Genomic DNA, 23176 nt, shown 5'->3' on the forward strand with positions numbered 1-23176 from the left:
GATGACGAAGTGGATCCGCGCGCGCGTCGGGCGCCCGGCGCGCTACAAGGTGCTGATCCTGCTGGGCGTGTTGCTGGTGCTGGGGGCCGCGCACTACGCCATCCTGGTGCGCTCGCAGGAACACATCATCGAGCATGAGGCGGTCCGTGTTGCCGAGATCGTGGCGAGCCAGGCCCTGGTGGCGCGCAGCGTGTACTCCCGCGAGGTGGTGGCCAAGCTGGCCGGCGACGGCTTCGGCAGCACGCCGGACTACAAGGTCCACCCCGGCTTCGCGCCCATTCCGGCCCAGTTCCTCAAGTATGTGGGCCGCGACATCACCCGGCACAACAGCGGCCTCTACAGCTACCGGCCGCTGAGCCGCTGGAACCTCGAGGCCAGCCAGGGCCTGCGCGACGACTTCCAGCGCTGGGCCTGGCAGCAGCTGCAGGCGCAGGACCGGCCCGACCCGCCGCGGCCCATCGAATGGAAGCCGGCCTGGCGCTTCGAGACGCTCGGCGGCCGCCGCACCCTGCGCTACATGCGGGCCGACCCCGCCTCCGAGCAAGGCTGCGTTGCCTGCCACAACGGCATGGAGCGCCTGCCGGAGGTGCTGGCCCGCCGGGTGTCGGACGGCGTCGAGCAAGGCCGTGTCTTCAAGCTGCACCAGCTGCTGGGTGCGGTGGAGGTGCATGTGCCGGTGGACCGGGTCGATGCGCTGGCCGAGTCGCAGGCCCACCTGACGCTGCTGTTCGTGCTGGCGACGTCCTTCGCCGGCGTGATGCTGGTGGGCTACTGGCTGTGGCGCGATGCGCGCAGCGCACGGCGCAGCGCCGACCACACCCATGCCGCGCTGTCGCTGCGGGCCAGCGCCATGCAGAGCGCGCTGGGCAATGCCGGTGAGGCGGTGAAGCTGGCGCTGCAGGCACTGGCCGCAGCGCGCCGCTGGCGGCTGCCACGCCACATGGCGGCCGCCCACGAATGCCTCGGCGACATCCGCCATGGCCAGGGTCGCGAAGACCGCGCCCTGGTGCATTGGCAGCGTTCGATGGCGGGTTTCGAAGACGGTGGCATGCCGGAGGAGGCACGCCGGCTGTGCCAGAAGCTGCTGCAGGCCTGTGATCGCCTGGGCCTGCCGGAGCCGGCCGCGCGCTGGCGCAGGCATGCCCAGGCCCTGGCCGAGCGTGCGCAAGGCAGTGCAGTGGAGCGCCGCGTGCGCCAGCTGACTGCAGAACTCGACATGGAGGAAGAGCGCAGGCGCAATGCCGAAGCGGCCTTCCACACCGGCAAGATGGCGGCACTGGGTCGCATGGTGGCCGGCGTCAACCATGAAGTGAAGCGCCCGCTGGCCAGCATGCGCATGCTGGCGGAGCTGAGCGATACCCTGCTGCAGCGCGGCGAGACCGAGCGTGTGCGCCGCAACCTGCATGACCTGGTGCAGCTGGCCGACCAATTGACGGAGCTCACCCGCTCGCTGGAGGACTTCGCGCGCAAGCAGCCCTACCACCCGCTGCCCGAGCGCCTGCGCGACTGCCTGCGGCAGGCGCTGCGGGTGCTGGAGCCGCAGCTGCATGGTGGCACGCACCGGGTGCTGGTCCATGGCAACGATGCCTGGGCCCTGGTGGATGCGCAGCGGGTGCGGCTGATCCTGGTGAACCTGCTCAGCAATGCGATCGAGGCGACCGCCGGCGCGGCCGACCGCCGCATCCACGTCTCGCTGCGCGACAAGGACAGCCGGTCGGTGCTGGTGCGGGTGCGCGACCATGGGCCGGGCTTGAATGCCGAGGCCCAGGCGCACCTGTTCGAGATCTTCGTGACCACCAAGGCGGCCGGCCAGGGGCTGGGCATGGGGCTGGCACTCTCCGCCAAGCTCGCCCGCGAGATGGGGGGCGAGCTGAGCGGGCGCAACCATCCCGACGGTGGTGCGGAGTTCACCTTGCGCTTGCCGCGCGCACAGCCGGACGCGCGACCCGAGGCCGTGCCGCCGCAGCCCGGCGGCCAGGGCGACTGAGCGCAGCGACGCCTCAGGCAGCCTGCAGGGCCAGGCCGTCCTGCGACAGCTGGTGGCGCAGGATGGAGCGCGCCCGCGAGACGCGGCTGCGCACCGTGCCCACCGGCACCGCAAACGCCTCGGCCGCCTCGCCGTAGGAATTGTCGTCCAGCGTCACATAGAGCAAGGTCTCGCGCATCTCCTGTGGCAGCTGCCCGAGGTGGCGCTGCAGCATGGTGATGCATTGCTGTGCATCCAGCTGATCCAGGGGGTCCGCATGCTGCGCGGGGTGCTCGGCCAGCACCTCCTCGCCGTCGAACTGGTAGCGGCGGCGTGGCGAGCGCGACAGGTAGTTGCGCGTCAGGTTGAGGGCGATGCTGTAAACCCAGGTATGGATCTCGGAGTCGCCGCGGAAGTCCTGGTACGACTGCAGCGCCTCGGTGAAGGCCTGCTGGGCGATCTCGGCGGCATCGTCTGCGTCGCGCACACGGGCCAGCACGAAGTGGTAGAGCCGCTGGTAGCGTTGTGCGAACAGGGAGCCGAGCAATTCATTGCGGCGGCAGCGGCAGGAGGGATCGTCTTCACGGCGGCGAGCGGTGGTCATGCGTCAGGTCTTTCCAAGGTCGCTGGCAGCCCGGGGCTGCTGTCCGGAGGCCCGACCGGCAACCATCGGCTGCGGCAGGGCGGCTTGAGACGGACCTTAGCGAAGCCCGTACCAGGCCACCGCGAGCGCTTGAAGTCGTTGATCCACAACCGCTTTTTCCCGCAGGGTGGCGGGCACCCGGTGCCGCACCTGGCACGGATGCAAGCGGCGCCGGTCGGGAATCTTTCATTTTTGAAAGGTCGCGCCCGGCCGGACGTCGGCTCCCGTGCTCACTCCCAGAAGGTCCACTTCTGCGCCGAGCGCGACGATTCGACGGTCTTCTCGATGAACCACACGCCACGCGCCCCGTCCTGCACCGTCGGGTGATCGGCCTCCCACGCCACAGGAATGCGGCCCTCGCGCCTGGCCTGGATGGCTTCGGCCACGCCGATGTAGACATTGGCAAAGGCCTCGATGAAGGCCTCGGGATGGCCTGCTGGCAAGCGGGTCGCGCGGCGTGCCGCTTCATGCAACCAGGGCGAGCCGCGGGTGAACAGCTGGCGCGGCCCGTCGGCCGGGCACAGCAGCAGCTGGTTCGGCTCTTCCTGGCGCCAGCTCAGGGAGCCTTCGCTGCCGAACACGCGCAGGCTCAGGTCGTTCTCGCAGCCGGCCGCCACCTGCGTCGCCATCAAGACGCCGCAGGCGCCGCTGCTGTAGCGCAGCAGCAGGTTGCCGTCGTCCTCCAGCCGACGGCCCGGCACAAAGGTGCTGAGGTCGGCGCACACCGCTTCGATCTCCAGCCCGGTGACCGTGGCCACCAGGTTCTCGGCATGCGAGCCGATGTCCCCGATCGCCCCCGCCCGCCCGCTGCGCTCCGGGTCGGTGCGCCAGCCGGCCTGCTTGTTGCCGCTGCGCTCCACGTCGCGCGCCAGCCAGCCCTGGTTGTACTCGACCACTACCTTGCGCACCTCGCCGATGGCACCGCCCTGCACCAGCGCCCTGGCCTGGCGCACCATCGGGTAGCCGGTGTAGTTGTAGGTGACGCCAAACACAGTGCCCTCGCGCTCGCACAGCGCCACCAGGTGCCGGGCCTGCTCGCTGTTGTTGGCCAGCGGCTTGTCGCACACCACATGGAAACCGGCTTCGGTGAAGGCGCGTGCCACCGGGTAGTGCAGGTGGTTGGGGGTCACGATGCAGACCAGGTCGATGCGCTCGCCGGGCGGGCGGGCGATTTCGTCCTCCAGCAGGTCCTGCCAGCAGCCGTGGTTGCGGTCGTCCGGCAGCCCCAGGTCGCGGCCGGAGGCACGTGCCTTCTCGGGGTCGGAGGACAAGGCGCCGGCCACCAGCTGCCAGCGGCCGTCCAGGGCCAGGGCCTGGCGGTGCACCGCGCCAATGAAGGCGTCGCGGCCGCCGCCCACCATCGCATAACGTAGCGCTTGCACGGCGGCTCCTCAGCGTCGGGTGTCGAAGGCGGCGTCGAAGGCCCGGCCGGCGCTCGGGAAGTCGAGCCGGCGGCAGTACGCCGCGCTCTCGGTGGCACCGTGCACGCGGTCCATGCGGCTGTCTTCCCACTCCACGCTGAGCGGGCCGGCATAGCCGATGTCGTTGAGTGCGACGATGATGGACTCGAAGTCCACCCTGCCGCGCCCGACGCTGCGGAAGTCCCAGTAGCGCCGCGGGTCGCCGAAACTGGTGTGGCCGCCGAAGACCCCCACCGTCCCGTCGCCACGGTCCCACCAGACGTCCTTCATGTGGGCGTTGTGGATGCGGTCTGGAAAGCTGCGGATGAACTTCACATAGTCCACTCCCTGGTAGGCGAAATGGCTGGGATCGAAGTTGAAGCCGAAGCGCCGGTGGCCGCCCACCGCCTGCAGCGCGCGCTGGCTGCTGGCGATGTCGAAGGCAATCTCGATGGGGTGCACCTCCAGCGCAAAGTTGACGCCGTGGGCGTCGAAGGCATCGAGGATGGGCAGCCAGCGCTCGGCAAAGTCGGCGTAGCCAGCATCCCAATAGGCCTGCGAGGTCGGCGGGAAGCCGTACACCGCATGCCAGATCGATGAGCCGGTGAAGCCGGTGAAGCCGGTGACCGTCTTCACCCCGAAGCGGGCCGCCGCAGCCGCGGTGTCCTGCATCTCGCGGGCGGCACGCCGCCGCACGCCTTCAGGATCGCCGTCGCCCCACAGCCGCTCGGGGAGGATGGCCCGGTGGCGCTCGTCGATGCGGTCACACACCGCCTGCCCCACCAGGTGGTTGCTGAGTGCCCAGCACTGCAGGCCGTGCGACTCCAGCAGCGCCCGCTGACGCTGCACGTAGTCGTCCGACGCGAGCGCCTGCTGCACATCGAAATGGTCGCCCGCGCAGGCGAGCTCCAGCCCGTCGTAGCCCATGCGCTTGGCCAGCGGGGCCAGCTCGCGCAGCGGCAGGTCGGCCCACTGGCCGGTGAAGAGTGCGATCGGTCGTGCCATGGAGACTCCTTGGAGGGGCTCAGAAGGGCGAATCGGGGAAGTAGAACTGCCGCGCGTTCTCCTGGGTGATGAGCACCGAGGGAATGATGGTGGTGGACGGCAGCTTCTCGCCCTTCAGCCTGGCCTCGGCAGTGAGCTTGATGGCGTCGTAGATGAACTTGGGCGAGTAGGACACGTTGGCCTGGATGAGCGGGTCGCCGTCGATCAGCCGCTTCACCATGCCCTTGGCCCCCGCGCCGCCGAAGACCAGGCGGATGTCGCGCCGCTGGGCCTGCTCGATGGCGCGCAGCACGCCGACCGCCATGTCGTCGTCTGCGGCCCAGACGGCGTCGATCTGCTTGAAGCGGGTCAGGTAGTCCTGCATCACCTTGAAGGCATCGTCGCGGTTCCAGTTGGCGTACTTCGCGTCCAGCAACTTCAGTTCCGGGTGCTGCTTGAGCACGCTGTTGAAGGCGTCCATGCGCTCGTTGTCGAGCGTGGTGGGGATGCCGCGCAGCGCCACGAGGTTACCCTTGCCTTCCAGGCGGCGGGCGATGTACTCGGCCGGCAGCTTGCCGAAGGCGGTGTTGTCGCCGGCCACGTAGGCGTCTTGCGCGCTGCTGTCGGTCAGCCCGCGGTCGACCACCGTCACATAGACTCCCTTGCGCTTCACCTGGGCCACGGGCTGCGTCAACGCGGCGGACTCGAAGGGGAAGATCACCAGCGCCCGGATCTTGTTGACGGTGAGCATGTCCTGCAGCTGGTTGGCCTGCTCCGGCGCGCCGCCGGCGGTCTTGACGATGATGCGCAGGCCGGGATGCTGCTGTTCGAGCTCCTTCTTGGCCTGCTGGGCCCACCAGACGATGCCGCCCGTGAAGCCATGGGTGGCCGCGGGAATCGCCACGCCCAGGGTCAGCTTGGACTGCGCGAGCACGGGCCCGCAGGTGGCGGCCAGGGCGATGGCGCCGGCCGAGAGAAGACGCTGGATGAACTTCATGGGCTTGTCTCCGTTATGGGTGCAGCGAGAATGCGGCCTTCAGCGTCGCCCGCGCTGCAGGAAGGCGACCAGGATGATGGCAAAGCCCTGCACCGCCGCGTTCAGGTACACGCTGATCAGGCTGGTGAGGTTGAGGATGTTGCTGATCACTGAAAGCAACACGGCGCCGATCACGGTGCCGGTGATGCTGCCGCTGCCGCCCTTGAGCGCCGTGCCGCCGACGATGACCGCGGCGATCGCCTCCAGCTCCCACAGCAGCCCGGTGGTCGGCGAGGCCGAGCCCAGCCGTGGCACGTAGAGCAAGGTGGCGATGCCCACGCAGCTGCCCAGCAGCACATAGGTGAGGACCTTGACCCGGTCCACGTCCACTGCCGCATAGCGGGCCACCTGCTCGTTGGAGCCGATGGCCTGCACATAGCGCCCATAGGCCGTGCGGTTGAGGATGAGGCCGCCGAGCAGCGCCACGGCCAGGAACACCCACACCGGCACCGGCACGCCCAGCAGGCTCGCGTAGTACACCGGGCTGTAGGCGTCCGACAGCGCGAGGTCGAGCGTCAGGGCGCCGCCATCGGAGAAGTAGGTGAGGTAGGCGCGGAAGATGCCCAGCGTGCCGAGCGTGACGATGAAGGGCTCGATGCGCCCCTTGGTGATCAGCAGCCCGTGCGCCAGGCCGAACAGCGCCCCAAGCAGCAAGGCGAACGCCATGCCGAGGGCCACCACCGCCAGCGGCGAAGCCAGCGCCGGCGCCAGCTTGTTCATCAGCAGGATCATGCTGCCGGCGATCAGGGCGGCCATCGAGCCGACCGACAGGTCGATGCCGCCGCAGATGATCACGAAGCACATGCCGACCGCGATGATGCCGATGAAGGCGGTACGGGTCAGCACGTTCATGGCGTTGTCCAGCGAGGCGAAGTCGCTGTTGAGGGCAGCGCCTGCAACGCACAGCAGCGCCAGGCCGAGCAGCGGCCCCAGCGCGTGCAGCCGCGCAAGCGCCCGGCCGGCCCGGCCCGGGGCGCCGGCGGCACGATGGTCAGCGAGTTCCGGTGGCATGGGCGATCAGCTCCTCTTCGCTCAACGATTCGGCTCCCAGCGTGGCCTGCAGCCGGCCGGCACGCATCACGCAGACGCGGTGGCACAGGCCGATGAGCTCCATCAGCTCGGACGACACGACCACGACGGCACGGCCTTCCCGCGCCAGCCGCTGGATCAGGAAATAGATGTCGCGCTTGGCACCCACGTCCACGCCACGGGTCGGCTCGTCCAGCACGACCACCCGGGGGTCGGGGTGCAGCACCCGGGCCAGGGCCAGCTTCTGCTGGTTGCCGCCGGACAGCGCGCCGGCATGCACCGTGAGGGCACGGGTGCGAATGCCGAATTCGTCGACCGCGCGCTGCAGCGCGCGCTGCTCGGCCGGCAGGTCGAGCAGCGGCCTTGCATAGCGTTGCAGGGCCATCAGCGTGAGGTTCTCGCGCAGGCCAAGGCTCAGGTGCAGGCCGCGGCCCTTGCGGTCCTCGCTCAGGTAGGTCAGGCCGCTGGCGGCGGCGGCGCGCGGATCGCGGAAGCGCACCCGCCGGCCCTGCAGCTCCACCTGGCCGGCCGAGATCGGCCGCAGGCCCACCAGGGCCTCGAACAGCTCGGTGCGGCCGGCACCCACCAGGCCGGCGAAGCCCAGGATCTCGCCGCCGCGCACTTCGAAATCGATGCCCTCGGCCCAGCCTGGCACACCGAGTCCCGACACCTTCAGCAGGGCAGGCGCGGCAGCCGCCTCCCGGGGCAAGGGCTCGCGCGGCGGAAACAGGTCGCTCAGCTCGCGGCCCACCATCAGGCGCGCCATCTCCTGGCGGCTCAGCGCCGGGGTGGGCACCCGCGTCACGAAGCGGCCGTCGCGCATCACCAGCACCTCGTCGGTGATGCGCTCGACCTCGTCGAGCTTGTGCGAGATGTAGAGCACCGTACGGCCTTCCCGGCGCAGCCGGTCGATCAGCCCGAACAAGCGCTCGGTCTCCGACGGCGTGAGGGTGGCGGTCGGCTCGTCCATGATCAGCACGCGCGCCTGACGCGACAGCGCCTTGGCGATTTCCACCAGTTGCTTCTCGGCGACGATGAGGCGGTGCACCGGTGTGTCGGGGTCGCGTGCCAGCCCGACCATCTCGAGCACCGCCGCGGTCTCGCGCCGCATGGCGGCATCGTCGAGCCAGCAGCCGCGCCGCAGCTCATGGCCCAGGAAGACGTTCTGCGCGATGCTGAGGTGCTCCGCCAGGTTGAACTCCTGGTGGATCAGCACGATGCCCAGCGCCTCCGCTTCCCGCGGGCCCGCCAGGCGCAGGGGCCGGCCGTCGAGCCGCAGCGTGCCGCTGCTCGGCGCCTCGTAGCCTGCCAGGATCTTCATCAGCGTGGACTTGCCGGCGCCGTTCTCGCCCAGCAGCCCGTAGACGCGCCCCGGCGCCAGCTCGAAGCTCACGCCGTGCAGCACCGCCACCGCACCAAATGCCTTGGCAATGGCGTCGAAAGCGATGTGCGGCGTGGTGCTCACCGCCCTCTCCCCCGGCGATGCAGGCGCAGTGTTTCCTGCAGGGCCAGCACGCCAGCGCCCGACAGGCCGGCACGCTCACCGAGCGGCGCGTACTCGATCTGCAGGTGGCGGGTGGACAGCGCCAGCGAGCGCTGGTAGATGCTCTGCCGGATCGAGGCCAGGTACAGCGGGCCGATGCGCGCCAGCCCACCGCCAATGAAGATGTGCGAAGGATTGAAGAAGTTCACCAGCGAGGCCAGCATGCGCCCCAGCAGCTGCCCGCTGCGCTGGATGATGGCATTGGCCGCCACGTCGCCCGAGCGGCTGGCCTGGGCCACGTCCTCGGGCGTCAGCGTGCCCTGTGCTTGCAGGCGCTCGGCCAGCATGGCGCTCTCGCCGGCGCGCGCCGCCTCCATCGCCATGCGGGCCAGCGCCGGGCCGGCGGCCATCACCTCCACGCAGCCGAGGTTGCCGCAGTGGCAGCGCGGGCCGTCATGGTCGACGCAGATGTGGCCGACGTCGCCGGCGGAGCCCTCGGCGCCACGGTAGACCTCGCCGTGGCAGACGATGCCGCAGCCAATGCCGGTGCCGGCCTTGATCACCAGGAAATCGCTGAGCCGTCGCTGAAGGCGGCCCAGCTCGCCGAGGGCCATCAGGTTCACATCGTTGTCGATGAAGGCCGGGGCGCGGTAGTCCTCGCGCAGGTATTCGCGGATCGAAAAACCTTCCCAGCCCGGCATCAGCGGCGGGTTGACCAGCAAGCCGCTGTCGAATTCCACCGGCCCGGGCACGCCCATGCCGATGCCGATGACCTGCGAGGCACTGGCGCCCGCCTGCTGCAGCAGCTGGCGCAGCAGGATGCGCACGCGCGACACCGTCACGCCGGGGCCAGCCCGCACGTCGGCCGCCTCGCTGTGGTACGCCAGCACCGTCAGGTCCGGCGCCATCACGGCCAGCGCGAGGCTGGTGGCACCGAGGTCGATGGCCAGCAGGACGCCCATGCGATGGGCCAGCCGCAGCAGCTCGGGCCGCCGGCCGCCGGTGGAGGGCTGTGGGCCGACCTCCTCCAGCAGGCCGCGCTCCACCAGGGCGGCGACCGCCGCATTGGCCTTGCTCTTCGAGAAGTCCGCCTGCCCCGCCAATTCATGACGTGAAGCGCCTCCGGACCAGAACACGGTCTCGAGAACGCGAAACTCGGCAGGCGAGAGATCGTCCCAATCCATCAAGCGGGTCTCCTGAACCCGGCCCGTCTTGCAGCGGACCGTGGCGAAGCAGATGCTAGGCAGCCGACTTCGGCTGCTCAAGACTGATGTTTGGCCAAATACTGGCCGAAGTGGGACGATGATGCCGCAAGCCGGCGACCCGAGGGCCGCCTGCCGGCGTCAGGGCTGCAAGGAGGAGGCTGCCGGCTGCACCGGCGCCGGGGCGACGGGCGCCGCGGCGGGCAGTTCCCGGGTCACGGTTTCCTTGTAGATGCCGCCGGCCTCCACGCTGCCGCGGGCGGTGCCCTCACCACGCACGCGGGCCTGGCAATCTGCGCGGTCGGCCTGCGGCAGGGCGTCGCAGCGGGCCATGGCGTTGCGCTGGTATTGCGTGTTGGCGCCATCGAGTTGCCCACGACGCGCCTCCTCGCGTGCGGCGCCGGCTTCCTTCAAGCAGGTGGCCCGGTCCTGGTGCGACCAGCCGCTCTCGCAGGCGGCCCGCTCGGCGCGATAGCGCTCCTGCGACGAGGGTGGCGGATCAGCGGCCCACACCGGGGCAGCTGCAACGAGTGCGCCGGCAGCAGCCAGGGCGAGGCGGCGGGGCAAGGAAAGACAGGCGTTCATGCAAAGCTCCTGGTCGTTTTGGCTCGCACCAGTCTAGGGTGGCACGAGCCGCCGCCCTGTCGGACGGCCACCAGGCTGTCGTCCGCCAACGCCGACCGGCTGTAGGACGCTCCTGACAGGCCCGGCCCGCGCTCACCGCGCCGCCCGCGAGAGCGCGCCGGTCTGCAGGCCTGCTGCGCAGCCGCTACCCGCGAATCTCCTGCCCGCCGCCCAGCAGGTGCGCAATGACGGCCAGCAAGCGCGGGATCGCGACCGGCTTCACCAGGTGCTCGTCAAACCGGGCCTCGAGGGCACGCGCCCGGTCCGGCTCGCGGCCGTAGCCGGTGAGCGCCACCAGCCGCAGACCGGCCAGGCCCGGGTCGGCGCGCAAGGTACTGGCCAGCTGGTAGCCGTCGATGCCGGGCAGGCCGATGTCGAGCACCGCCACCTGCGCGTCGAAGGACCGCAGCACCTGGAGGGCGGCGCCCGCATCTGCCGCGGTCTTCACCTGGTGGCCTGCATCGCCGAGCACAAGGGCCAGCGAATTGGCCGCATCCAGGTTGTCGTCGACGATCAGGATGCGGGCGCGCGGGGCATCGGGCACTGCCGCCGCCGGCGTCGTTGCCTCGTTCGTGCCCGCCGGCGGGCCGGCCCCCAGCAGCGGCAGGCGCACGACGAACCGGCTGCCGCGGCCGGGCCCCTCGCTGCTGGCGCTCACCGTGCCGCCATGCATGGCCACCAGCGTGCGAACGATGGCCAGCCCCAGCCCGAGCCCGCCGGCACGCCGGTCGAGCGCCTGGCCGCCCTGCACGAACAGCTCGAACACATGCGGCAGCAGTTGCGCCGGGATGCCGCTGCCCTCGTCTTCCACCGCCAGCTCCGCCTGGCCGGCAGCTGCGCTGAGGCGCAGCGTGATGCGGCCGTCCGCTGGCGTGAACTTGAGCGCGTTCGTCAGCAGGTTGCACACCACCTGCACCAGGCGTACCGGGTCGCCCTCGACGCGCACCGGCTGCGCCGGCAGCGCGAGCTCCACCGGCCTGGCGCGGTCCTTCCCGGCCGGCTCCACCAGTTCCATTGCGCGCTCCACCACGGCCTGCAGCTCCAGCGGCGCCAGCTCCAGCTGCACCTTGCCGCGGGTGATGCGGGAAACGTCCAGCAAGTCGTCCACCAGGCGGGACAGATGGGCCACCTGCCGCTCGATCACGCCGCGCTCGAAGGTGTGGTGCCCTTCGTCGCGCCGCGCCATCAGGTGCAGCGCGGTGGTGATGGGGGCCAGCGGGTTGCGCAATTCGTGTCCGAGCATGGCAAGGAATTCGTCCTTTGCGCGGTTGGCCGTCTCGGCCTGCTCGCGAGCCGCTTCGGCGTCGGCATAGAGCCGCGCGTTGTCCAGCGCCAGCGCCGCGCGCCGCGCGAGCTCGGCGATCAGCGCACGGTCGTCGCGGCTCAGCGCGCGCCCGGACTCGGCTTGCACGGCTCCCAGCGCACCGATGATGCGGCCACGCGCCACCAGGGGCACCACAAAATGGGCCCGCATGCCGAGCCCCCGGGCGAACTCGCGAAACTGCGGATCGTCGATCGCCTCGAGGTCCTCGGGCGAGTCGAACTGCGCATGGTGGGCGCTTCCGGTCGCCACCGCCCAGGCCAGCGTGCCAGGGGTGCCCGATCCGCCGCGCCACCGGAGGCCGAGTTCCACCGCCTGCCGGCTGCGCTCGGCATCGGCGTGGTAGGCCAGGGCTCGCTGCAGGCCGCCCTCGGCATCCAGCAGGTCGATGCAGCACCAGTCCACGATGGCCGGCACCATCACCGATGCAACGGCCTGCAAGGTGGTGCGCGACTCCAGCGAATTCGACAGTTCGCTGCCCGAGGACGCGAGTAGCTCGAGGCGGCCGCGGGCCTGCTCGGCCGCGGCACGAGCTGAGCGCTCGGCACCGAGCAGGCGTTCACGCTCGGCTTCACTGCGCGCGCGCTGGCTGGCCGAGGCGCCGAGCGCATCGGCCACCGACTGCACCTCCAGGATGTCGCTGGCGGGCAGTTGCGGCAGCTCGCCTCGGCCCACCGCGAGCGCCGCCAGGCGCAGCTCGTCGATCGGGCCACTGATGCGGCGCGCCGCGGCGAGGGCCAGTGCCACGCCCAGTACCAGCGACAGCAGGAAGCCACCGCCATAGGTCGCGAGCGCCCGCGTGGCCTCGGCCTCGACCGCCGCTGTCGGCCGGCCGACAGCCACCGTCCAGCCGGTCGCCGGTGACCGCACGTAGGCGGTGTAGACCCGGTCGCCCTCGGTTGCCCGCGTGACGCCCACGCCTTCGTCGGCCGGCGAGGCGAGCAGCTGGGCCAGGGTGGGCGACGGCGGCCGGCCCACCGTCTGGTCCAGGCTGCGCGAGCGCGCCACCCGGGCATTGCGGTCATCGAACACCGCCACCACACCGTCGGGCGGCACCTTCTGGGCCTGCACCACGGCCAGGAAGCTTGCCGGTTTGAGCACCCCGGTCAGCACATAGCGCAGCCGCCCCTCTCGGCGTACCGGCACGCGCACCGGCACGCCCCACTCCCCGCGCGGCCCGACCGCCAGGCGGCCCACCGACGGCCGGCCGCTGCGCACCACCTGCAGCAGGCTGTCCGGCTCCACCACCTGGCGCGGCATGCCGTGGCCGCCCGGGTAGCCGGTGTGCACCAGCACGCGGCCCTCCACGTCGCTCAGGATCAGGTTGCGCCAGTCCGGCAGGCTGGCTATCGCCCGGCGGGCCTGCCCGTCGTAAGCGGCCGGATCGCCGGCATCCAGCAGCGGCGAAGCCGACAGCGCCTCCAGCACGGCAATGTTGCGCCGCAGCTCCGCGTCCACCGCGCTGGCCAGCGCCCGGGTGACGTCCAAGGTGGCCTGCTGGGCCTGGTGGCGCTGCTCTTTCACCAGCGCCACGAGGGCCGCCCCGGAGCCGAGTGCGAGCGGAAAGATGCCGGCCACCGCGAGCAGCAGCAGGCGTTGTTGCAGCGGAACGGTGCGCATCCGGAGTGCGGCCGCCGCGCGCGGGTGGCCAGAGGTGTCGAAGCCGGTGAGTCTAGCCTGCGCCCCGAGAGGCCGCAGGGCGTGTTTGCGCGGGGGCGGCCAGCGAGAGCCCGCAGAAGAGCAGGACTGCTATTTGCTACGCAGGCACGCCAGCTTCTCTGGGGAGTCCGGACAGCCACCACACTGCATCTTCCTTTTACAAATCGAGCACCGCTGACTGTAAAAATCGCCGCACTTGCCGCCGGCGACCCTGCCGGGAGCCGTCCTCCGACCCACTTGCCATGCCCATTGAACACACTCGACACGCCCTCCTCTATCTGCTGATCGCCGGCATTGCCGCCGGCATTTTTGCGGTGGACGCCGTCACGCAGCTCGGCGTCACCGAGTGGATGCTCTATCTGGTGCCCGTGGCCCTCTGCCTGTTCCAGCCGCGCCCGGGAGTGCCGCTGGCGACAGCTGCTGCCTCGACCGTGCTGACCGTGGCAGGCTGGCTCATTTCGCCGGCCGGAGTGTCAGCGCAACTGGCGCTCATCAACCGCTCGGTCGGGATGGCTGCCATGTGGGTGGTGGGCCTGCTGGTGGCCCGGGTGCTGCGCGTGCGGCAAGCCGAGCAGGCACAAATGTGGGTCAACGGCGGTGAAACGATCGTGGCGCAGGCGCTGGTGGGCGAGCAAAGCCGCACCGAGGTGGCCGACAACGCGCTGGCCACCCTGGCCCGCTATGTCGGTGCCCAGGTGGGCGTGCTGTACCGGCTGGAAGGCCAGGTGCTGGTACGCACCGGCGCCTTCGCCTGCGATCCAGCGCAGGGTCCGCCCGAGCGCCTGGAGCTCGGGCATGGCCTGGCCGGCCAAGCGGCACGTGAAGAGCAGCCTCAGCTGGTGGAACATCTGCCCGAGCATTACCTGCGGGTGGCATCAGCGCTCGGCCATGGGGCTCCGCGTGCCGTGCTGCTGCTGCCGATCCGCCACAGCCGCCACACCCTGGGCGTGCTGGAGCTGGGTTTCGTGACGCCGCCGCCAGCGCGGCAGTCGCTGCTCGCGCTGGCCAACGCCGTGGGCGATCCGATCGCCCAGGCCTTGCGCTCCGCGGCCTACCGCGAACGCCTGGTGGAGTTGCTGGAGGAAACACAGCGACAGAGCGAGGAGCTGCAGGCCCAGCAGGAGGAACTGCGGGTGTCCAACGAGGAGCTCGAAGCGCAGGCCCGGGCGCTGCAGGACTCCCAGGCCCGCCTGGAGCTGCAGCAGACCGAGCTGGAGCAGAGCAATGTGCTGCTGGAGGAGCAGACCCAGCGGCTGGAGCGCCAGAAGGAGGACTTGCTGGTGGTCCAGCGCGCCCTGCAGCTGAACGCCGAGCAACTGGAAGCGGCCAACCGGCACAAGTCGGAGTTCCTGGCCAACATGTCCCACGAGCTGCGCACGCCGCTCAACAGCGCGCTGATCCTGTCCAAGCTGCTGGCCGACAACAAGGAAGGCACGCTCACCCAGGAGCAGGTGCGCTACGCCACCTCGGTGCATGCAGCCAACAACGACCTGCTCACGCTCATCAACGACATCCTCGACCTCTCCCGCATCGAGGCCGGCCATGTCGAGGTGCATGCCGAGGCGCTGCAGCTCGATGGCCTGCTGCAACGGCTGAAGGACACCTTCATGCCGATCGCCGAGGAAAAGTCGCTGCGCTTCGGCGTGGAGGTGGCGCGCAACGCGCCGTCCGCCTTGCTGACCGACGGGCAGCGCGTGCTGCAGGTGCTGAAGAACCTGTTGTCCAATGCCTTCAAGTTCACCGCGCAGGGCGAGGTCACCCTGACGGTGTCGTCGGCCGGCCCCGGCCGCGTCGCGTTTGCCGTGCGCGACAGCGGCATCGGCATTCCCGAGCACCAGCACGAGGTCATCTTCGAGGCCTTCCGTCAGGCGGACGGCTCCACCAGCCGCAAGTACGGCGGCACCGGCCTGGGCCTGTCGATATCCAAGGAGCTGGCCGAGCTGCTGGGCGGCCGCATCCTGCTCGACAGCGCGCCCGGCCAGGGCAGCACCTTCACCCTCGAACTCCCGGTGCAATGGCAGCCGGCGGCATCCGCACCCAAAGCGCCCGCCCCCCACCCGGCACCGGCAGCGGCCGTGGTCACGGCGGTGGTGGCGCCGCCGGTGCCGGCGCCCTTGCCTGCCGTTGCACGCCAGCAGCCGGCCGACCCGCCCCTGGCGCCCATTCCTCCGCCGGCCTTCGACGACGACCGCAGCCGTCGTTCGCGGCCACAGCGGCTCATCCTGGTCATCGAGGACGACGCCCGCTTCTCCCGCGTGCTCTATGACCTGGCCCATGAGCAGGACTTCGATTGCGTGGTGGCCAACAACGGCGCAGAAGGCCTGCGCCTGGCACGCGAGCTGCAACCGAGCGGCATCCTGCTCGACATCGGCCTGCCCGACCAGTCGGGGCTGGGCGTGCTGGAGCAGCTCAAGCGCGATTCGTCCACCCGTCACCTGCCGGTGCACATGGTGTCGCTGCACGACCGCGCCCACACGGCGCTCGAGCTGGGCGCCATCGGCTATGCACTGAAGCCGGTCGGGCGCGAGCAGTTGCTGGGAGCGCTGGCCAAGATCGAGGACAAGCTCCGGCAGCAAGTGCGGCAGGTGTTGGTGGTGGAAGACGATGCGCAGTTGCGCGACAACATCGGCCTGCTGCTTGGCAGCGACCAGGCCCGCATCACCGCGGTGGGCACCGTGCAGGATGCGCTGGCGCAGCTGTCGGCGCAGACCTTCGACTGCATGGTGACCGACCTGTCGCTGCCGGACGGCTCGGGCTTCGAGCTGTTGGAGCAGATGGCCGAGGGCGGCGACTACGCCTTCCCGCCCGTGATCGTCTACACCGGCCGCACCCTCACCAGCGACGAGGAACAGCGCCTGCGCCGCTACTCGCGCTCCATCATCATCAAGGGCGCCCGCTCGCCGGACCGCCTGCTCGACGAGGTCACCCTGTTCCTGCACAGCGTGGAGTCGGCCCTGCCACCCGACCATCAGCGGCTGCTCAAGCAGGCGCGTCAGCGCGACGTGGTGCTGGACGGCCGCACCATCCTGCTGGCCGAGGACGATGTGCGCAACGTCTACGCGCTCTCCAGCGTGCTGGAGCCGCTGGGTGCCACCCTGGCCATCGCCCGCAACGGCCGCGAGGCGCTGCAGCGCCTGGACGCCGATGGCGCCAACATCGACCTGGTGCTGATGGACATCATGATGCCGGAGATGGACGGGCTGACCGCGATCCGCGAGCTGAGGACCCGCCCGCAACTGGCCAAGCTGCCGGTGATCGCCCTCACCGCCAAGGCCATGCCCGAGGACCGGCTGCGCTGCCTGGAGGCCGGCGCCGACGACTACATCTCCAAGCCCATCGACGTGGACCGGCTCGTTTCGCTGTGTCGCGTCTGGGTCCGCAAGTGAGGCCGGCCGCATGGTGCAGGAAGAAGACGATCCGCGGCTGTTCGACATTGGCATCCAGCTGCTGCTGCAGGGCATCTACCTGACCTACCAGCACGACTTCCGCGACTACGCGGTGGCCTCGCTGCGCCGGCGGGTGCGCCAGGCGATGGACCGCTTCGGCTGCAGCCGGCTGTCGCAGCTGCAGGAGCGGCTGCTGCACGAGCCGGAGGTGTTTGCGCAGGCGCTGCAGTACTTCACCGTGCAGATGAGCGACTTCTTCCGCGACCCCGACTACTTCCGCGCGCTGCGCGAGGAGGTGGTGCCGGTGCTCAAGACCTATCCTTCGGTGAAGGTGTGGGTGGCCGGCTGCAGCAGCGGCGAAGAGCTGTGGTCGCTGGCCATCCTCTTTCACGAGGAAGGCCTGCTGCCACGCACCGTTTTCTATGCCACCGACATCAATCCCGAGGCGCTGCGACAGGCCGAGGCCGGCGTGTATCCGCTGGACCGGGTGGCACAGTTCAGCACGAACTACCGCCTGGCCGGCGGCAAGCAGTCGCTGAGCGACTACTATGTGTGTGCCTACGACGCCGCCGCCTTCGATCGCAAGCTGCGGGCGCAGGTGGTGTTCGCCGACCACAGCCTGGCAACCGACCACGTCTTCTCGGAGGTGCACCTGGTGTCCTGCCGCAACGTGCTCATCTACTTCAACCGCAGCCTGCAGGAGCGTGCCATTGGTCTGTTCCGCGAGGCACTGGTGCGGCGCGGCTTCCTCGGCCTCGGCTCCCGCGAGACGCTGCGCTTCACCTCGCACGAGTCGGCCTTCGACGAGCTGCTGCCGCAGCAACGCATCTACCGGCTGCGCTGACGCCATGAGCCACCCTCCCCTGCGCCTGCCCACCGGCATCGAGGCGGTCGTCATCGGCGCCTCCGCCGGCGGCATCGAGGCGGTGAGCCAGTTGCTGGCCGCCCTGCCCGCCGGCTTCGGCGCGCCGGTGCTGCTGGTGCTGCACATCCAATCCGGCCGGCCAAGCCGGCTGGCGCCGCTGTTCGGCGCACGCTGTGCGCTGCCGGTGAACGAGCCGGAGGACAAGGAGCCGCTGAAAGCCGCCAGCGTCTATGTGGCGCCGCCCGACTACCATCTGCTGGTGGAGCCGCCCGGCATCGTGGCGCTGTCCATCGATGCGCCGGTGCACTATTCGCGGCCGGCCATCGACCCGTTGTTCGAATCGGCCGCCGTGGTCTACGGCCCGGCCCTGCTGGCCATCCTGCTGACCGGCGCGAGCAGCGACGGCAGCCTCGGCCTGCGTACGGTGCGCCGTGCCGGCGGCTGCGCCTGGGTGCAGGACCCGGCCACTGCGGTGGCCAGCACGATGCCGCGCTCTGCCCTCGAGCTGGCCGGGGCCGACGCCATCCTCACCATTGACGAAACGGCCCGTGCGCTGGCGGCCTTGTCGCCGACGCTTCGGGCCACACAATTGCCTAGCACTTGATCATGAATGCACATCAGACGCGGGTCCTCGTTGTCGACGACGTGGAGCAGAACCTCACCGCGATGGAAGCCCTGCTGGCCCGCCCCGGACTGCAGGTGCTCAAGGCGCGCAGCGGCCCTGACGCGCTCGAGCTGCTGCTGGTGCACGAAGTGGCGGTGGCACTGGTCGACGTGCGCATGCCCGGCATGGACGGCTTCGAGCTCGCCGAGCTGATGCGCGGCGCCCCGCGCACCCGGCATGTGCCGCTGATCTTCCTGACGGCGGCGCCGCAGGACCAGCAGCGCTCCTTCCGCGGCTACGAGGCGGGCGCGGTGGACTTCCTGCACAAGCCGGTGGACGCCCAGGTGATCCTCAGCAAGGTGAATGTCTTCGTCGAGCTCGACGCGCAGAAGCGCCAGCTCGCCAAGCAAATGGAAGAGCTGAAGCAGGCGCTTCAGATCAACGAGATGTTCACCGCCGTGCTGAGCCACGACCTGCGCACACCGCTGTCGGCCGTGCGGCTGGGCGCCGAGCTGCTGCTGCGCCTGAGCACCGACGAAACGGCCAAGGCGGCTGCGGCGCGCATCAAGTCCAGCGGCGCGCGCATGTCGCGCATGATCGAGCAGTTGCTGGACGTCTCGCGCCTGCGTTCCGGCGCCATGCGACTGCGTTGCCAGTCGGCGAGCCTCGCCGAGGTGTGCTCCCAGATTGCAGCCGAGTTCGTCGAGAACCCAAGGCAGGCGCGGCTGCGCGTGGAAGTGATCGGCGACATGCAGGGCAGCTTCGATATCGACCGCATGTCGCAGGTGCTGTCCAACCTGATCGGCAACGCGCTCGAGCATGGCGATCCCGAGGGCGAGGTGGTCGTGACGCTGGACGGCCGCGAGGAAGAGTCGCTGCAGGTGCGCGTCAACAACCCCGGCGCCATTCCCGCCGAGGTGCTGGATATGGTGTTCGAGCCTTTCCGCGGCGGCAACGAAGCGGCAGCCGGCCTCGGCCTGGGGCTCTACATCGTGGACCAGTTCGTCAAGGCGCATCGCGGTACGGTGCGCGCCAGCTCCAGCACCGAGCGCGGCACCTCGGTGCTCATCAGCATCCCACGCGACGGCATTGCCGCCTGCGCGCTCGAGAACGCGCCGCCACCGCTGCCGCAGCTGAACGTTCCGCCCTCGCTCTTCAGTTGAGCCACGGCCGGCAGCTTTTACCGGTCGCCGCAAGTTTTGCCGCTGACTGCAGCGCCTGCCGCAGGGCGGCAGGCGGCACCCCGAGCACCGGTGCCGGGCCTGTTGGTTGCCGGAACCCGGCTCGGGGCCCCAAGCGGGCCGGTCTCATGAGCCGACGGGAGAGTGCCATGTCACATGTGCTGGTGGGCGTGTTCGAGGACGGCGCTGAAGCGCGCCAGACGCGCGAGGATCTGATCCGCAGCGGCTTTGCCGAGGACGCGATCCGGCTCCTCGATTCGCGAACCGGCGCCGCCGACGCCGACCGCAGCGACACCGAGGCCCCGGGCCACGCGGTGGCCGAGACGGTCGGCGACATCTTCCGCTCGCTGTTCGGCCACAGCGAGCACGGCGACCTCTACAGCGACGCGGTCGAGCGCGGCAGCCTGGTGCTCACCGTGCGGGCCGACACCGAACGCGCCTGTGGCATTGCCCTGGACATCCTGCATCGCCGCCAGGCGGTGGACATCCATGTGCGCAACGAGCAGCGGGCTCCGCGCCGAGCAGCCGGCGCAGGCGAGCCAGGCCGCGCGCACGACCTCGACGAACGAGTGGTCGGCGACATCCCCGTGCTGGGCGAGGCGCCGGCCGACGGCAGCCCGCTGCCCCCTCCCGGCACCGGGCGGGCCGGCATGCAGGCCATGGGCCGCAAGCCGGCCGGGCGCTGAGTCCGCCGCCCCCTCACCCGCTGCAGCGCTGCGGGCTCCCGACCCAAACAGAAAGGCCGGCAAGCGCCGGCCTTTGCATGCAGGGGTGGGCTGCCTTGCTTATTTCTTGCCGGACTTGGCGAAGTTCGCGATGCCGGCGCGCACTTCCTCGATGGCCGACTCGGTGCCTTCCCAGCCCTTCACCTTCACCCACTTGCCGGGCTCCAGGTCCTTGTAGTGCTCGAAGAAGTGCTGGATGCGGTGCAGGTGCAGCTCGTTCATGTCTTCGGGCTTCTGCCAGTGCTTGTAGATCGGCAGGATCTTGTCGATGGGCACGGCCAGCAGCTTGGAGTCGCCGCCTGCCTCGTCTTCCATCTTCAGGATGCCGATCGGGCGGCAGGTCACCACCACGCCGGGGATCAGCGGGAAGGGCGTGATCACCAGCACGTCCACCGGGTCGCCGTCGTCAGCCAGGGTCTGGGGGATGTAGCCGTAGTTGCACGGGTAGTGCATCGCCGTGCCCATGAAGCGGTCGACGAACAGGGCGCCGCTGTCCTCGTCGACTTCGTACTTGATCGGGTCGGCGTTCATCGGGATCTCGATGATCACGTTGAACTGCTCGGGCGCCTTGGCGCCGGGGGTGACGTTGTGAAGGCTCATGGTGCTGCTGCTTGGGTTGCAGGGGGAAAACCCGCAGTGTAGCGGCTCCTTACCGTCCGGCGAACGCGGCCCGGGCAGCGACTTGGTGCGCAACTGTGTCCAGCAGCAGGGGGCCACGCGTGGCCGGCATTGCGGGGGTCACGTGCTTCCCGTAGCATCGGCTCGCGACCGGGCAGCAGACCCAGGCGCGTTGCTCATTTCCGCTAGATATTGTTCATCTCTAGGAAGGAGACCGCCTCATGTCGACCTCTTTGGCGCTTTATTTCGCGCTGGTCTGCGGCCTTGCCGCAGTGCTGTACGGCTTCGTGTCGCGCAGCTGGATCCTCAGACAAGACGCGGGCAGCGCCCGCATGCAAGAGATCGCAGCAGCCGTGCAGCAGGGGGCGGCCGCCTATCTGGCCCGGCAGTACCGGACCATCGCCGTCGTCGGCGTGGTGCTCGCGGTGCTGATCGGTCTGTTCATCGACCTGCGCACCGCGGCGGCCTTCGTGCTGGGCGCCCTGCTCTCCGGCGCCTGCGGCTTCATCGGCATGAACGTCTCGGTCCGTGCCAACGTGCGCACGGCGCAGGCCGCCACCCGCAGCATCAACGACGCGCTGGACGTCGCCTTCAGGGGCGGCGCCATCACCGGGCTGCTGGTGGTCGGGCTGGGGCTGCTCGGCGTGGGCGGCCTGTTCTGGTCGCTCACTGCGCTGGGCGATCCGGGCGCGCCGCTGTCGGACGTGCTGAAGCCGCTGATGGGCCTGGCTTTCGGAGCCTCGCTGATCTCCATCTTCGCTCGCCTGGGCGGCGGCATCTTCACCAAGGGGGCGGACGTCGGTGCCGACCTGGTGGGCAAGGTCGAGGCGGGCATTCCCGAGGACGACCCGCGCAACCCGGCCGTCATCGCCGACAACGTCGGCGACAACGTCGGCGACTGCGCCGGCATGGCGGCCGACCTGTTCGAGACCTATGCCGTCACACTGATCGCCACCATGGTGCTGGGCGCACTGATGCTCTCCAACGCACCGATGCAGGCGGCGGTCTACCCGCTGGCGCTGGGCGGCTTCTCCATCATCGCCTCCATCGTCGGCTGCGCCTTCGTGAAGGCCACGCCGAGCATGAAGAACGTGATGGCCGCGCTCTACCGCGGGCTCATCGTCTCCGGCGCCATCGCGCTGGTGGGGTTCTACTTCATCACCCTCTGGGTGGTTCCCGACAACGCCATCTACGAAGGTGGCACCCAGCTGCGGCTGTTCGGCGCCGCGGTGGTGGGCCTGCTGCTGACGGCCCTGCTGGTCTGGATCACCGAGTACTACACCGGCACCGACTACTCGCCGGTGCAGCATGTCGCCCAGGCCTCGACCACCGGGCACGGCACGAACATCATCGCCGGGCTGGGGGTGAGCATGAAGTCGACCGCCTGGCCGGTGCTGTTCGTCTGTGCGGCGATCGTTGCGTCCTTCCTGCTGGCTGGCCTGTACGGCATCGCGGTGGCGGCCACCTCGATGCTGAGCCTGGCCGGCATCGTCGTCGCGCTGGACGCCTACGGCCCCATCACCGACAACGCCGGCGGCATCGCCGAGATGGCCGACATGCCCGACAGCGTGCGCGCCATCACCGACCCGCTGGACGCGGTGGGCAACACCACCAAGGCGGTGACCAAGGGCTATGCGATCGGTTCGGCCGGGCTCGCCGCCCTGGTCCTGTTCGCCGACTACACGCATGCCCTGGAGGCGCGGGGCATGAACGTCAGCTTCGACCTGTCGAACCACATGGTGATCGTGGGCCTCTTCATCGGCGGGCTGATTCCCTACCTGTTCGGTGCCATGGCGATGGAAGCGGTCGGCCGTGCGGCGGGCAGCGTGGTGGAGGAAGTGCGGCGGCAGTTCAAGACCATTCCCGGCATCATGGAAGGCACCGCAAAGCCCGAGTACGGCACCGCGGTCGACATGCTGACCAGTGCCGCCATCAAGGAGATGGTGCTGCCCTCGCTGCTGCCGGTGGCCGTGCCCATCGTGGTGGGCCTGGTGCTTGGGCCGGCGGCGCTGGGCGGCTTGCTGATGGGCACCATCGTCACCGGCCTGTTCGTCGCGATCTCGATGTGCACCGGCGGCGGCGCCTGGGACAACGCCAAGAAGTTCATCGAGGAAGGCCACCACGGCGGCAAGGGCTCGGACGCCCACAAGGCCGCCGTCACTGGCGACACGGTGGGCGACCCGTACAAGGACACCGCCGGCCCGGCGGTGAATCCGCTGATCAAGATCATCAACATCGTCGCCCTGCTGATCGTGCCGCTGCTGCCAGTCGGCACGCTGAGCACCCGGGCCGAGGCGCCGCCGGCACCACAGGTGGCACCGGCCGCACCGGTGGCGCAGCTGGCACAGGTGACGCAGGTAACGCCCGCGCCCGCCCATGGGGCCGAGCCGGCCGTCAGGCCTGCCACACCGCGCTGAACTGGTTGAACTGAAGCGTCGTCACGGCAAGCC

17 protein-coding genes are annotated in these 23176 nt (G+C 70.0%); 7 read left to right on the forward strand and 10 right to left on the reverse strand.

Annotation, left to right across the window (positions count from 1 at the left end; all coding sequences use genetic code 11):
• The first annotated feature begins 1 nt into the window (after window position 1).
• Window positions 2–1987 carry an ATP-binding protein gene (locus tag N7L95_RS05590; protein WP_301258830.1) on the forward strand — a complete coding sequence of 662 codons (1986 nt, stop codon included), beginning with the start codon at window positions 2–4 and terminating at the stop codon, window positions 1985–1987.
• A 13-nt stretch (window positions 1988–2000) separates the two neighbouring features.
• Here the strand turns inward: N7L95_RS05590 and N7L95_RS05595 are convergent, their stop codons facing one another.
• The 9 genes from N7L95_RS05595 to N7L95_RS05635 form a co-directional block, all read right to left on the reverse strand.
• The gene (locus N7L95_RS05595; protein ID WP_301258831.1) at window positions 2001–2570 is read right to left on the reverse strand and encodes an RNA polymerase sigma factor; all 570 of its coding nucleotides are present in this window, start codon (window positions 2568–2570) and stop codon (window positions 2001–2003) included.
• Window positions 2571–2839: 269 nt separating this feature from the next.
• Window positions 2840–3970 carry a Gfo/Idh/MocA family protein gene (locus tag N7L95_RS05600; protein WP_301260079.1) on the reverse strand — a complete coding sequence of 377 codons (1131 nt, stop codon included), beginning with the start codon at window positions 3968–3970 and terminating at the stop codon, window positions 2840–2842.
• A gap of 30 nt (window positions 3971–4000) precedes the next feature.
• Window positions 4001–5014 carry a sugar phosphate isomerase/epimerase family protein gene (locus N7L95_RS05605; protein WP_301258832.1) on the reverse strand — a complete coding sequence of 338 codons (1014 nt, stop codon included), beginning with the start codon at window positions 5012–5014 and terminating at the stop codon, window positions 4001–4003.
• A 19-nt stretch (window positions 5015–5033) separates the two neighbouring features.
• Window positions 5034–5990: a substrate-binding domain-containing protein gene (locus N7L95_RS05610; RefSeq protein ID WP_301258833.1), complete on the reverse strand. Its 957-nt coding sequence runs from the start codon at window positions 5988–5990 to the stop codon at window positions 5034–5036.
• A 39-nt stretch (window positions 5991–6029) separates the two neighbouring features.
• A complete protein-coding gene (locus tag N7L95_RS05615; RefSeq protein ID WP_301258834.1) occupies window positions 6030–7040 on the reverse strand; it encodes an ABC transporter permease in 1011 nt (336 codons plus the stop codon).
• Window positions 7021–8523: a sugar ABC transporter ATP-binding protein gene (locus N7L95_RS05620; RefSeq protein WP_301258835.1), complete on the reverse strand. Its 1503-nt coding sequence runs from the start codon at window positions 8521–8523 to the stop codon at window positions 7021–7023. Before N7L95_RS05620 ends, N7L95_RS05615 begins: the two co-directional genes overlap by 20 nt.
• The gene (locus N7L95_RS05625) at window positions 8520–9725 is read right to left on the reverse strand and encodes an ROK family transcriptional regulator (RefSeq protein ID WP_301258836.1); all 1206 of its coding nucleotides are present in this window, start codon (window positions 9723–9725) and stop codon (window positions 8520–8522) included. The genes N7L95_RS05620 and N7L95_RS05625 overlap by 4 nt, the downstream gene beginning before the upstream one ends.
• A 159-nt stretch (window positions 9726–9884) precedes the next feature.
• A complete protein-coding gene (locus N7L95_RS05630) occupies window positions 9885–10328 on the reverse strand; it encodes a hypothetical protein (RefSeq protein ID WP_301258837.1) in 444 nt (147 codons plus the stop codon).
• A 184-nt stretch (window positions 10329–10512) separates the two neighbouring features.
• Window positions 10513–13308, reverse strand: a complete 2796-nt coding sequence (locus tag N7L95_RS05635; protein ID WP_301258838.1) for a hybrid sensor histidine kinase/response regulator — start codon at window positions 13306–13308, stop codon at window positions 10513–10515.
• A 281-nt stretch (window positions 13309–13589) separates the two neighbouring features.
• On the opposite strand from N7L95_RS05635, the gene N7L95_RS05640 reads away from it, so the two are divergent.
• The 5 genes from N7L95_RS05640 (at window position 13590) to N7L95_RS05660 (ending at window position 20069) form a co-directional block, all read left to right on the forward strand.
• Window positions 13590–16733 carry a response regulator gene (locus N7L95_RS05640; RefSeq protein ID WP_301258839.1) on the forward strand — a complete coding sequence of 1048 codons (3144 nt, stop codon included), beginning with the start codon at window positions 13590–13592 and terminating at the stop codon, window positions 16731–16733.
• A gap of 10 nt (window positions 16734–16743) precedes the next feature.
• Window positions 16744–17577, forward strand: a complete 834-nt coding sequence (locus N7L95_RS05645) for a CheR family methyltransferase (protein WP_301258840.1) — start codon at window positions 16744–16746, stop codon at window positions 17575–17577.
• 4 nt (window positions 17578–17581) lie between these two features.
• On the forward strand, window positions 17582–18202 hold the full coding sequence (locus N7L95_RS05650) for a chemotaxis protein CheB (protein WP_301258841.1): 621 nt from the start codon (window positions 17582–17584) through the stop codon (window positions 18200–18202).
• A gap of 2 nt (window positions 18203–18204) precedes the next feature.
• A complete protein-coding gene (locus N7L95_RS05655; RefSeq protein ID WP_301258842.1) occupies window positions 18205–19365 on the forward strand; it encodes a hybrid sensor histidine kinase/response regulator in 1161 nt (386 codons plus the stop codon).
• Between the two features lie 167 nt (window positions 19366–19532).
• Window positions 19533–20069 (forward strand): hypothetical protein, encoded by a 537-nt coding sequence (locus N7L95_RS05660; RefSeq protein ID WP_301258843.1) that lies wholly within the window; start codon window positions 19533–19535, stop codon window positions 20067–20069.
• 99 nt (window positions 20070–20168) lie between these two features.
• Here N7L95_RS05660 and ppa read toward each other — a convergent pair whose 3' ends face one another.
• Window positions 20169–20708 carry an inorganic diphosphatase gene (ppa, locus tag N7L95_RS05665; protein ID WP_301258844.1) on the reverse strand — a complete coding sequence of 180 codons (540 nt, stop codon included), beginning with the start codon at window positions 20706–20708 and terminating at the stop codon, window positions 20169–20171.
• A gap of 239 nt (window positions 20709–20947) precedes the next feature.
• Between ppa and N7L95_RS05670 the strand changes: the two genes are divergently transcribed.
• Window positions 20948–23143 (forward strand): sodium-translocating pyrophosphatase, encoded by a 2196-nt coding sequence (locus tag N7L95_RS05670; protein WP_301258845.1) that lies wholly within the window; start codon window positions 20948–20950, stop codon window positions 23141–23143.
• The last annotated feature ends 33 nt before the right edge of the window (window positions 23144–23176 follow it).

It is taken from the genome of Eleftheria terrae (genome assembly GCF_030419005.1).
In the GTDB taxonomy this organism is placed as follows: Bacteria; Pseudomonadota; Gammaproteobacteria; order Burkholderiales; family Burkholderiaceae_C; genus Caldimonas; species Caldimonas terrae.

What these genes read in the sequence shown, in the direction of transcription:
- N7L95_RS05590 (WP_301258830.1), top strand. Translation starts at nt 2, where the DNA reads ATGACGAAGTGGATCCGCGCGCGCGTCGGGCGCCCGGCGCGCTACAAG.
- N7L95_RS05595 (WP_301258831.1), bottom strand. Translation starts at nt 2,570, where the DNA reads ATGACCACCGCTCGCCGCCGTGAAGACGATCCCTCCTGCCGCTGCCGC.
- N7L95_RS05600 (WP_301260079.1), bottom strand. Translation starts at nt 3,970, where the DNA reads ATGGTGGGCGGCGGCCGCGACGCCTTCATTGGCGCGGTGCACCGCCAG.
- N7L95_RS05605 (WP_301258832.1), bottom strand. Translation starts at nt 5,014, where the DNA reads ATGGCACGACCGATCGCACTCTTCACCGGCCAGTGGGCCGACCTGCCG.
- N7L95_RS05610 (WP_301258833.1), bottom strand. Translation starts at nt 5,990, where the DNA reads ATGAAGTTCATCCAGCGTCTTCTCTCGGCCGGCGCCATCGCCCTGGCC.
- N7L95_RS05615 (WP_301258834.1), bottom strand. Translation starts at nt 7,040, where the DNA reads ATGCCACCGGAACTCGCTGACCATCGTGCCGCCGGCGCCCCGGGCCGG.
- N7L95_RS05625 (WP_301258836.1), bottom strand. Translation starts at nt 9,725, where the DNA reads ATGGATTGGGACGATCTCTCGCCTGCCGAGTTTCGCGTTCTCGAGACC.
- N7L95_RS05630 (WP_301258837.1), bottom strand. Translation starts at nt 10,328, where the DNA reads ATGAACGCCTGTCTTTCCTTGCCCCGCCGCCTCGCCCTGGCTGCTGCC.
- N7L95_RS05635 (WP_301258838.1), bottom strand. Translation starts at nt 13,308, where the DNA reads ATGCGCACCGTTCCGCTGCAACAACGCCTGCTGCTGCTCGCGGTGGCC.
- N7L95_RS05640 (WP_301258839.1), top strand. Translation starts at nt 13,590, where the DNA reads ATGCCCATTGAACACACTCGACACGCCCTCCTCTATCTGCTGATCGCC.
- N7L95_RS05645 (WP_301258840.1), top strand. Translation starts at nt 16,744, where the DNA reads ATGGTGCAGGAAGAAGACGATCCGCGGCTGTTCGACATTGGCATCCAG.
- N7L95_RS05650 (WP_301258841.1), top strand. Translation starts at nt 17,582, where the DNA reads ATGAGCCACCCTCCCCTGCGCCTGCCCACCGGCATCGAGGCGGTCGTC.
- N7L95_RS05655 (WP_301258842.1), top strand. Translation starts at nt 18,205, where the DNA reads ATGAATGCACATCAGACGCGGGTCCTCGTTGTCGACGACGTGGAGCAG.
- N7L95_RS05660 (WP_301258843.1), top strand. Translation starts at nt 19,533, where the DNA reads ATGTCACATGTGCTGGTGGGCGTGTTCGAGGACGGCGCTGAAGCGCGC.
- ppa (WP_301258844.1), bottom strand. Translation starts at nt 20,708, where the DNA reads ATGAGCCTTCACAACGTCACCCCCGGCGCCAAGGCGCCCGAGCAGTTC.
- N7L95_RS05670 (WP_301258845.1), top strand. Translation starts at nt 20,948, where the DNA reads ATGTCGACCTCTTTGGCGCTTTATTTCGCGCTGGTCTGCGGCCTTGCC.